This is a genomic window from Peptostreptococcaceae bacterium (assembly GCA_016649995.1).
Classification (GTDB): Bacteria; Bacillota; Clostridia; order Peptostreptococcales; family BM714; genus BM714.
This window is the reverse complement of the sequence record JAENWJ010000060.1, coordinates 1-9,047: the sequence shown is the minus strand read 5'-3', so window position 1 is coordinate 9,047 and position 9,047 is coordinate 1. Positions and strand designations below refer to the sequence as shown.

Below are 9,047 nucleotides of genomic sequence, written 5' to 3'. Positions count from 1 at the left end.
CTCTTCTTCATGACAGAAACTTTGCTTTCGCCCACCGTCTCGTCCAATGCGTGTATCTGCCTATTTATGTTTGAAATATGAATCTTGTCATAGTCTACGAGTCCAATATTCTCAATGCCTGCTCTCGCAAGCGATTCGGCTGCAAAACCACCTACTCCACCCACGCCAAATATGAATACAGTTGCATTTTTCAACAAGTCGAGCTTTTCTTTGCCAATCAAACTTTCGGTCCGTTTAAATCTCTCCATTTTCTGTCGCTCCTTTCATAAACTTTACTTTTTTGTTTTCCTCTCCATTATTGAGGTATATATATGATATAATTAAGCTATATATGATATAAAAATCAAAACAACAATCAATAAAAGGAGGTATTTAAAATGAAAAAAATATTGTTGCCAATAGACGGTTCCGAGGAATGCATGGCATCCTATCGTATGGCTGAAGATTTTTTCCATAAATACGGTTCAGAAATAACAGTACTTTATATCAATCAGGTAATCCCGCCCAACCTTAACTATGCAATTACTTTAAATCCAAACTACAATATCTCAAATACTAATTCCACAATCGACACGGAAGGCAAAAAACTCAGTTTTTCAGATAGCATTCTCAAAAAAGCAGAGGATTGGTTTGCCGAAAAAGATGTTCACGTAATAAGTAAATCAACTGATGGTGACCCGGCTTCATCAATTATCGATATCGCCGAAAGCGAGTCCTTCGATATGATTATAATGTGCACCCACGGGATGAGTGCAAGCAAACGATTCCTCTTGGGAAGCGTTACTAGCAAGGTCGTGCATTATTCCAAAACACCGGTTTTAGTTATGCGCTAAATGACTCTTGACCTATAAAACTTTCGAATTGATGTGACAGCTCGAAAGCAAATCCGTCAACGCTATATACAACCTTGTCAATCTCTTTAACCGGAAGCATATTGATAGATGTGCCAGTTAAAAAAGCTCCATCGAAGTAATTAATGTCTTCTTCCTTTATGGTGTGGATTTTTACTTCGATGTCTTTTTTTTCGCAAAATTCAAGAACCTTCATTCTGGTAATACCTGGAAGTACCTGCTCTATTGGCGGCGTATGCAGTATCCCGTTCTTTATAAAAAAAATGTTTGAACGGCTTCCTTCCGTTACATTGCCTTTCTCATCAATCAGAAGTACTTCATATACATTTTTTTTCAACTTCAATCTGTCCGTATCCATCCTTAGAGATGTTTCTATCTTCTTGGCTCCTGGGGAAGTTCTGCTCTTTTTCATCACCGAAATAGCCACACCTCTTTTGTAAAGCTCTTTTTCAGGATATATGCTTAAAGCCTCGTAAATGCTTACCCTTTGCTTTTCCTCCCCTATTCCATCGCAAATTATCTTAATATTCCCGTTTTCAATCTCAGATGCTTTCAAAAAAAACCAGAAGTTTTTTTCAATATCATTTATTTCCTCCGGCAACTCATATCTCAAGATGTAAAAAGAATTCACAAACCTTTTTATATGTTCTTTCAGAAACAACGGTTTGCCATCCACAATCCGCAAAACCTCGTATATGGAAGTCCCCTTAAGGGAATGATTGTCCCACTCTTTCGCCAACCTAATCTCTCCGTCTATCATTATTTTATTCCCTGCATTGTCCTTTATCATATCTCAAACTCCTCTTCCGTTTTCTTTGCTATATCATTTTTATCCTTAACTCCATCTTTCGATGCTTTTGTTCTTGTAATCAATTTTCCTCTTTAAATTTTAAAAATTCATTTCCCGATGCATTTTTTTGATTCTACAAGAAGGGAAATCGCTATTAAAAGTAGAATTATAATAATTGATACAAAAAATAACAAAAAGCTGATGGGTATTCATAAATTTTTTAATGAAATCCCTCTTTAAAGTCATTGTCATTTTAACACAAACAAATTTTCTTATCATTATTTTCCCGGTTTAATAATTGCAACCGAAATGAAATATACAGTCTTATGGCATTAAGGAGGACGCAAAACATGAATTCTCACATGGAAAAATATAAAATACTTAATATATACAAAGAAGATAAATATCAAAAAATCGCACTTGCGAGTGAAAAGGGAAATCCTGAAAAAATAGTCATTTTGAATATAATCCAAAAAAAATTTCTTCCGGATGCTAATTCCATCGATAAATTCCGAAACTGCATAGACAGCCTCATTTTTTCAGAGGAATCGAAGGACGAAATAATTCTTACGACCACGTATAAAAAAGGCTTTCCAATTTCAAAATACATTCAATACTACAACCCTATACTGAAAACAAGAATCAATTTCGTGTATGAATATCTGGATAAGTTGACGGATTACGATTGTCTGGACATAAAGCCGGCTAATTCCCTCGTCAGTGAATCACAGGTTATAATCGAGCAAAATTCAGTCAAGTTCAACGACCTTCTGGTCATTGACGATTCTTTCGAAAAAGCGGGTAGCTTTAAAGACATCTGTAAAACGGTACACAAAACATTGACTCTTTTAATTTTCGGCAAATTAAATATTCCGGCCGCAAAGCTCAAAGAATTACCGATTGAACTTAGAAGTTTTCTTTCCGATCTAGCCGAAAATAAAAAAAACTACATCAGTTTCAAAGGGATTCTCATGGACTTTAAGACCGTCTATCTGTATAATCTCTACTTGGATGACACAAATTCGGCACTTCTTATGAAGGATGTCAAGGATTCGATCAAGTCATCTGAAGAAAGGCCCATGCCGATTTACAATCCCATAAACGCCTTCGGATTTGCCGAAAATCCGCCTAGTGATTCCGGTAAAGGAACAGCTCCGGACATGGATTCAATGGAATCCGACGAACCTGTTTCAAAAACCCCGGATGAAAGTATCAATCCAACCAACGAAGTTCCTGAAGCGCCTGATGCAGAAGATGAAGGCGTGCTGCTTGACGACTATATGTCCGCAAGCATTGCTAATGATGCATCAAGCACAGTTGATTTAGCCAGTTCAATCGATGATCCCGGCAACAATCTAGGAAACGATCAAACAAACGATATCGAAAACGATCTGGTAGCTAATGTTGCAAACGATTCAGACGACTATCAGCACGGCGATTCAAATGAACCAGCAGATAATTCGGCAAATGAAAGCAGCCTTGAAGATAATGAATATGAGGATAACGACGCCGGTCTCGCAGCAGCCGGATTCTACAATTACGAAAACGACTATACGGATCTTTTTAATTCGGAAGAAACCCCAAACAAAATTCCTGAGGATTTGAAGCAGAATAAAAACGGTCGCAGGGATAAAAAGGTGCTCGCAATAATCCTCATAGCAGCTCTCTTAGGCATTATCTTAACCATTTGCAGCAAAACAGATTTGCTTTTCTTCAAAGATAATCTTCCTGTTGCGACATTCCAGCATGAGCGTCTTTACGACGAATGGATTTTTCAAGTAGACGATTCTGAATCTGTTTTCCAGTCATATGAATGGACAGTAAAACAAAATGGCAAGGATGCCTTGTCCGGCAGTGGCTCCGAATTGAGATTCAAAGAAACATTTCTCGATGAAGGCGAATTCACGGTTTCCTTGCGAATACTAGACGATGAAAACAATTGGAGCCAAACATATTCAAACAATTACTATAATATTATAAATGACATTAACACAATCAACATCGATCCGAATTCCGACCAAAGCAAAGAACAGTTTGATTCCCTGTCCGTTCAATTCCAGGATGAAAGCTCCATATCAAAGGACGATACTGTTTTTAGAAACGGAACTTATTCTCTCCAGATAAGCGGCAATAAGCAAAACGGAGAATCCAAGCTGACAATAAACAAACTTGTAATGGACAACAATTCCGTAATATCCATGTGGATTCTTTCAGATTCCACAGAGCCCTTCAAGGTACAACTGTTGGGTTACAATGGAAAGTCTCTCGCTTTCAAAAGAAGCGTTAATTTCAAACCGAGCAGCAAGAACTACTGGGAGCTTCTAAGTGTTAGCCAAGAAACAAACAATGTAGACCGCTTGGAAATAGTTTTCTCCAACATGTCTTCAAGAATATGGATTGACGACTTAGACATCAACTCCTATAAGTAACTGGTTTTAATTTCCTATGATTTGCTGTTTTCAATGATTCGCTTCGCAAAATCTTTTGCCGCTTCATTAATGCCGGGATATTTCACAACCGTTTCGGGATCGTTCGCTATCGCCATCAACGCAAAACTTGGCGGAAGCTGCATATTTTTGTTAACATTCAGGCTGCCTATCAATTGACGGGCTACCGAATCGTTTCCTGAATTGCCCGAGACAATTATCGCAAAAAGATTTTTTTTATCGAATTCCGTTTTTCTATATATGACCGTCAATCTGTTTATTATAGCCATAAGCTTTGCTGAAATAGCATCGTTGTAGTTCGGGCATATCCATACCAATACATCGGCATCGCCTATTGCCGGCAATATTTCATTCGTGATGACTCCTCCATAGTAACAGCTGTTCTGGCTCCCATAATGTATACACTCATTGAATGAGCATCCCCTACAATCTACTACTTCCCCCGCCTCAACATGTATCTCATTCACTTCTGCATTCCCAAGATTTTCCTTAACCATCCTCCAAAGCATCAATGTGTTTGATGTCTCCCTCGAACTCGCATGCAAAGCAACTATCTTGGGAGTCTTTATCCTTTCGGGTTCATAACCATATAATTTTTCTACCAATTCACGAGACTTTATCATGCAAATGTCTTTAAGTGGCATATTCAAATGCTTTTGCCAGGTCGCAAAATTCATGAATCCTTCAATGGATTCGACAAGCGGATGTCCTGGAAACCTGCAGCCTGCCCTATTAAGATTGAAGATAAGGCTTTGGGCACTGCTTTTGCTATTGTATTGGGAATTGCTTCTCAGCAGAAGAACTGCGGCGCTGCCTTCGAGAGCATTCTCGCCACTTTCAACCAATGCGTTTACTATCTCGAACATGTCCATGCAGTACCCGGCGCAGTCGAGCTCCGCTGCAATAATAATTTTTGAATTTCGGAGATCAGGCAAGGGCCTTCCGCTTGATACTTCTTTAATGTCAAAGCCTCTAGTCGAATACTTAATCATCTCTTCCAGTACGGCCGATGTTTTCTTTGTTCGTATCAAGACCATGGGTTTATTCATATAAATCGTCCAGCATTTCGTAGGTTTCATTTAGCTTTCTCTTAAAAACATCAGGCAAATGAACTCGTTCGGGTTCAATCCCCATAATTCCCATTCTGTTCTTGGAACCCATGAACACACCCCCTATGAAGTGCGTGCTGTGGTGCCATTGGCCCCTTATGGTCGCAAGTATTGAAAGCGCCCCCGATGAAAGCGCCGGTGCAACAAAGGGTTTAAATCCAGTTTCGCGTATTTTTAGGTTCGCATGCTTTGCTGATTCAGTAAGGCTATTTGACAACTCCTCGTCATATGAAGCAATGCTGTTTGCTATCAAAAGCCCCTCACCATGCGGTCCAAAGGCCCTTCCCTCGGTTTCATATCCCGAGGTTTCCTCCTGAATCAGCGAGTAGAAGCGCGCTCTCGCATGCATTACACCCAAACCGTATCCCCGAATCTGGTCCGTTCCGAGACCTCTGAAATCAAGTTCTCCAGATTCATCCATATTCGAAACATCCCAAGCCTTGCGGCAAAGAAGATCTACGGGATCCGAAACAACTGCAAATATTCCCTTGAACCGTCTCTCTCTCGCCATTTTCGCATAAATGGATAATATGGCGGCATTACCTTCGAATTGCACCATTCTTACATCTTTTTTCTCATCTCCCACAGGCGGAACTCCCCTGCTGGCACAGAATACGAACACATCGCAATCGAATAAGTCCGATTCTTCGATTTTCTTTATTTGCGGAAAGGGCCTGTCCTCCGATGGTCCATAGATTTGCGAGGTTTCGAAATACCATCTGTCCTTGTTGGAAGGCTTGGGATCATAAATTCCAATGCTTTCAACAACATCTCCCCCCAAGAGACGCAACCCTGTAAGAAGGGTTCCCCCAACATCTCCGAGGCCTACAAGGTTTATTCTGTATGATTGCATATCATCAGCATGCAGGCAATCCGTCCAGTCGGGATATGATGTATTTACCGATTTTACCAGCCCTCTGTTCATTTTTTCCAGTATCCACTTGGACCAAAAGGGTTGAGGCATTCCGACAGGCTCATCAAACAAATCAATGGTTTCTTCTTGAATGTCCACCAAATCCGGATAATTCATAAGGAAGCTCCTTCTGGTTTTTCCGACAGGAGCATTCGACAGATAATAAAGCACGTCTCCATATCTCATTGCCTGCTGCTCGCCGACCGGTTCAAGATACTCTTCGGCTCTTTCCTTTTCCGAAAAAAGCACCTTACCCTCATGCATATAATAAAACATTCCGCACCCCCTTATTCCTTCTCTGTTATTATTCTCTTAATCTTATCAAGCGCTTCGATATCGTTCATAAGATAATTTGACGGGCTAAGGTTCAAATCGTGATGCATGTCCCTGCCGTGGTCCGGAAATCTGGGAGACATGAACACCTCTGCCAAGGCCGCCATTGTGAAGCTTCTTTCGTTGATAATTTGATAAACCTCTTCTATTGTTGTGATTATTTCATACGCATTTTCAAGACATGTTTTTGACAAATCGTAAACAGCTTGTTTTGATGCGCCCCTGATGTAGTATGGCGACATGTATGGCAATATGAGGTTGACAGACGGAATCATGTTCCTCTCGTGGTAAGCGCCTCTCCACAGTGTATCCCCTCCAAGGAATGGATATAGCGAATTCTCGTTGAACCAAGTCTTAAGCCTTGGAATGAAATAAGCTGTTTCCACCTCTCTGTTTTCTATTTCCATTAGCTCTTTTCCGCGTCCGGAAAGTATTCCAACAATGATTTTTTTGACCTCGATATTTTCCTTTTCAAACAATGGATTTACCACCCGAAAACGATATCCCTTGTGAAGCAAATCGTCTATGAGAAATACCGGACGGTTGAATGAATGAATTATCTTGACCTGGTTTTCCAATTCTACATAATAAGGATATGCCTTCATCTGATTGTTCTTCATGAAGGGCTCGAAATATCGCTCAGTATGCATTGATTTGGTTACCGTATTTGGCACTATCTGCCCATTCAATACGTTCCCAAAAGGCACACACATATTTTCCCCTGTTTGCTTTGGATAGGTCGGTTCGACAGGCACCTCGTTTTCTCTGCATATCATCTCTATCATCTTGTCGTAAATCATATTCCTGTCAAAAGACAACATCAAATGCCCCGGGTAAAGTTTCGTCATCGAATGCAAAAGTTTTTTTCTTGCATCCTTAATCGCCTTTTGAACCATCGGATGGCTTTTGTAAGGTTCCTTTATCGATTTGCTGGCATCCAGTGTTATTATGCTCGGTGATACCATTTTTACCACAAAAACGTATCTGTCATCTATGCTGTAGGGCACCTTCTGAAAACCGTTAAGCCTTAGGGTTTCATGCAATTCAGGCACTGCATGTTCCTCGAAAGTATTGTAGTAGATAGCATAGCTGTAATCCTTCTTGAGACATATTCCAAGGGTTTCCGTCAACAATATCTGGTTGTAGGTTCCGTCGTCCCTACTCTCGTCTATGAATAGGCCATCCAGCATAATTATTCTTCCCATGGAATTTTCGCGTATATATTCGGACACCTTGTCATTCTTGAATTCCTGATAAAGGCTGCTTGACTTCACCAAATGGAACAATGAAAACGCGACAATCCTGTTTTCATCTTTCAAATCCCTAATCAGCAGCATTTTAGGACTGTTTTCCCTTATAAAAAGCTTTAATTTTTCGAAGGCATCGAGGCTGTCATCAAAATAACTGTTTGACAATTCCTTTAGAAGTTCCTCATTGAATTCCGTGAGCAACTCCACATGTTTGGATTTTGTTCTCATGGTTGTCTTGTATTGTGGCTCACGCCTGTACAGACCGCGTTCGTAAATGTAAGTCTGCGCCATTGAATCGATGAGGTTGGATATGTCTCTCTTTTCGTCTATGTTTTTGCGAATAAGCGAAGAGCTTATGTCTTCATATTCAGGCTTTAGAACAAGACGGACCGTCTCTCCTTTTAGCTTCTCACAGGCCAGGTCAAGCCTATTGTCATCCTCATCAGACGCATGAAGAACCCTTCGTTCAAAAATAATATGATTGAACGAGTTGATTGAGCCATCATTCTTGTAAGCGCTTGCATTTAGAAGCACGTCGCTTCCTACCACAAGATACACCTTGGACCCGTCAAACACTTCCGTCAATTTCGCAAGGTCTTCAGTATTAGCTATGTTTATAGGTATGTTCTCAGGAAAAAGATATATCCCAAGCTCGTCCGCAACCGACATTCGAATAATGCTTCTTCTGATAAGATTCGGCTGAGTGCGTTTCGACCATGAAAACTCATCAACCGCAAGATAGACCTCATAGCCCTTGTCCCTTATCTCTCGAGCAATCTCCTTGTGGCTTAGAGAAAACGGGTCGAAAGTTCCAGGAAAAAATGCAATTTTATCATTTTTCACTATATGCATTTCACCTATGTGATGAGTATATTCGGATATAAATCTATAGATATCATTTAATCCCGCCGCATTGGTAAGAAAAAGAATGCTTTCATCCTTTGCTCCAAAATCGAGAAGCGTTAAAACTTTTTTAGCGATCAATCCAAAAATCCTATGGGTTTTTTGAAGATCGAGACTGCTTGACTTAAAAATATTCTTTCCTATTACCCCAAACGCAACATACTTGACCCTTTGGTTAAAGCTTACGATGCCATTCATTAAAATTCCCAAAAGTCTTATTTGCCGATTTTCAAAGGCATCTTTTGTCTCTGGAAAACGATCCTTATAAGAGTAGTAGTTTTCTATTGTAACCCCTATAGTTTCAAAAAGCAGGGATTCTATCTGTGGATTGGCGCTTTTGGCTTTTATAACCATATCGTCAATGAATTCGTCAAATTCCACCGGTTTCAAATACAGCACCAACACTCCAAGATATGCCGGAATGTACTTTGTAAACTGGTAATTTTCAATT

Annotated in this window: 7 protein-coding genes; 2 read left to right on the top strand and 5 right to left on the bottom strand. The window is 40.0% G+C overall.

Going from position 1 to position 9,047, the window contains the following annotated elements; all coding sequences use genetic code 11:
• Window positions 1-248 (bottom strand): ThiF family adenylyltransferase (locus tag JJE29_08300; GenBank protein ID MBK5252614.1); only part of this gene is annotated, 248 nt, incomplete at its 3' end.
• Between the two features lie 129 nt (window positions 249-377).
• Here JJE29_08300 and JJE29_08295 point away from each other — a divergent pair.
• The gene (locus tag JJE29_08295; protein ID MBK5252613.1) at window positions 378-833 is read left to right on the top strand and encodes a universal stress protein; all 456 of its coding nucleotides are present in this window, start codon (window positions 378-380) and stop codon (window positions 831-833) included.
• Here the strand turns inward: JJE29_08295 and JJE29_08290 are convergent.
• A complete protein-coding gene (locus JJE29_08290) occupies window positions 823-1,641 on the bottom strand; it encodes an aminotransferase class IV (GenBank protein MBK5252612.1) in 819 nt (272 codons plus the stop codon). The two genes, JJE29_08295 and JJE29_08290, sit on opposite strands and share 11 nt — an antisense overlap.
• A gap of 350 nt (window positions 1,642-1,991) precedes the next feature.
• On the opposite strand from JJE29_08290, the gene JJE29_08285 reads away from it, so the two are divergent.
• Window positions 1,992-4,070, top strand: coding sequence for a hypothetical protein (locus tag JJE29_08285; GenBank protein MBK5252611.1), 2,079 nt, complete (start codon window positions 1,992-1,994; stop codon window positions 4,068-4,070).
• Window positions 4,071-4,084: 14 nt separating this feature from the next.
• On the opposite strand, the gene JJE29_08280 is transcribed toward JJE29_08285, so the two are convergent.
• The 3 genes from JJE29_08280 to JJE29_08270 all read right to left on the bottom strand — a co-directional run.
• Window positions 4,085-5,167 carry an NAD(P)H-dependent oxidoreductase gene (locus JJE29_08280; protein MBK5252610.1) on the bottom strand — a complete coding sequence of 361 codons (1,083 nt, stop codon included), beginning with the start codon at window positions 5,165-5,167 and terminating at the stop codon, window positions 4,085-4,087.
• Window positions 5,130-6,386 (bottom strand): lactate dehydrogenase, encoded by a 1,257-nt coding sequence (locus JJE29_08275; GenBank protein ID MBK5252609.1) that lies wholly within the window; start codon window positions 6,384-6,386, stop codon window positions 5,130-5,132. The genes JJE29_08280 and JJE29_08275 overlap by 38 nt, the downstream gene beginning before the upstream one ends.
• Before the next feature lie 11 nt (window positions 6,387-6,397).
• The coding region (locus JJE29_08270; protein ID MBK5252608.1) for a cytidyltransferase at window positions 6,398-9,047 on the bottom strand (2,650 nt) is incomplete at its 5' end.

What these genes read in the sequence shown, in the direction of transcription:
- JJE29_08295 (MBK5252613.1), top strand. Translation starts at nt 378, where the DNA reads ATGAAAAAAATATTGTTGCCAATAGACGGTTCCGAGGAATGCATGGCA.
- JJE29_08290 (MBK5252612.1), bottom strand. Translation starts at nt 1,641, where the DNA reads ATGATAAAGGACAATGCAGGGAATAAAATAATGATAGACGGAGAGATT.
- JJE29_08285 (MBK5252611.1), top strand. Translation starts at nt 1,992, where the DNA reads ATGAATTCTCACATGGAAAAATATAAAATACTTAATATATACAAAGAA.
- JJE29_08280 (MBK5252610.1), bottom strand. Translation starts at nt 5,167, where the DNA reads ATGAAACCTACGAAATGCTGGACGATTTATATGAATAAACCCATGGTC.
- JJE29_08275 (MBK5252609.1), bottom strand. Translation starts at nt 6,386, where the DNA reads ATGTTTTATTATATGCATGAGGGTAAGGTGCTTTTTTCGGAAAAGGAA.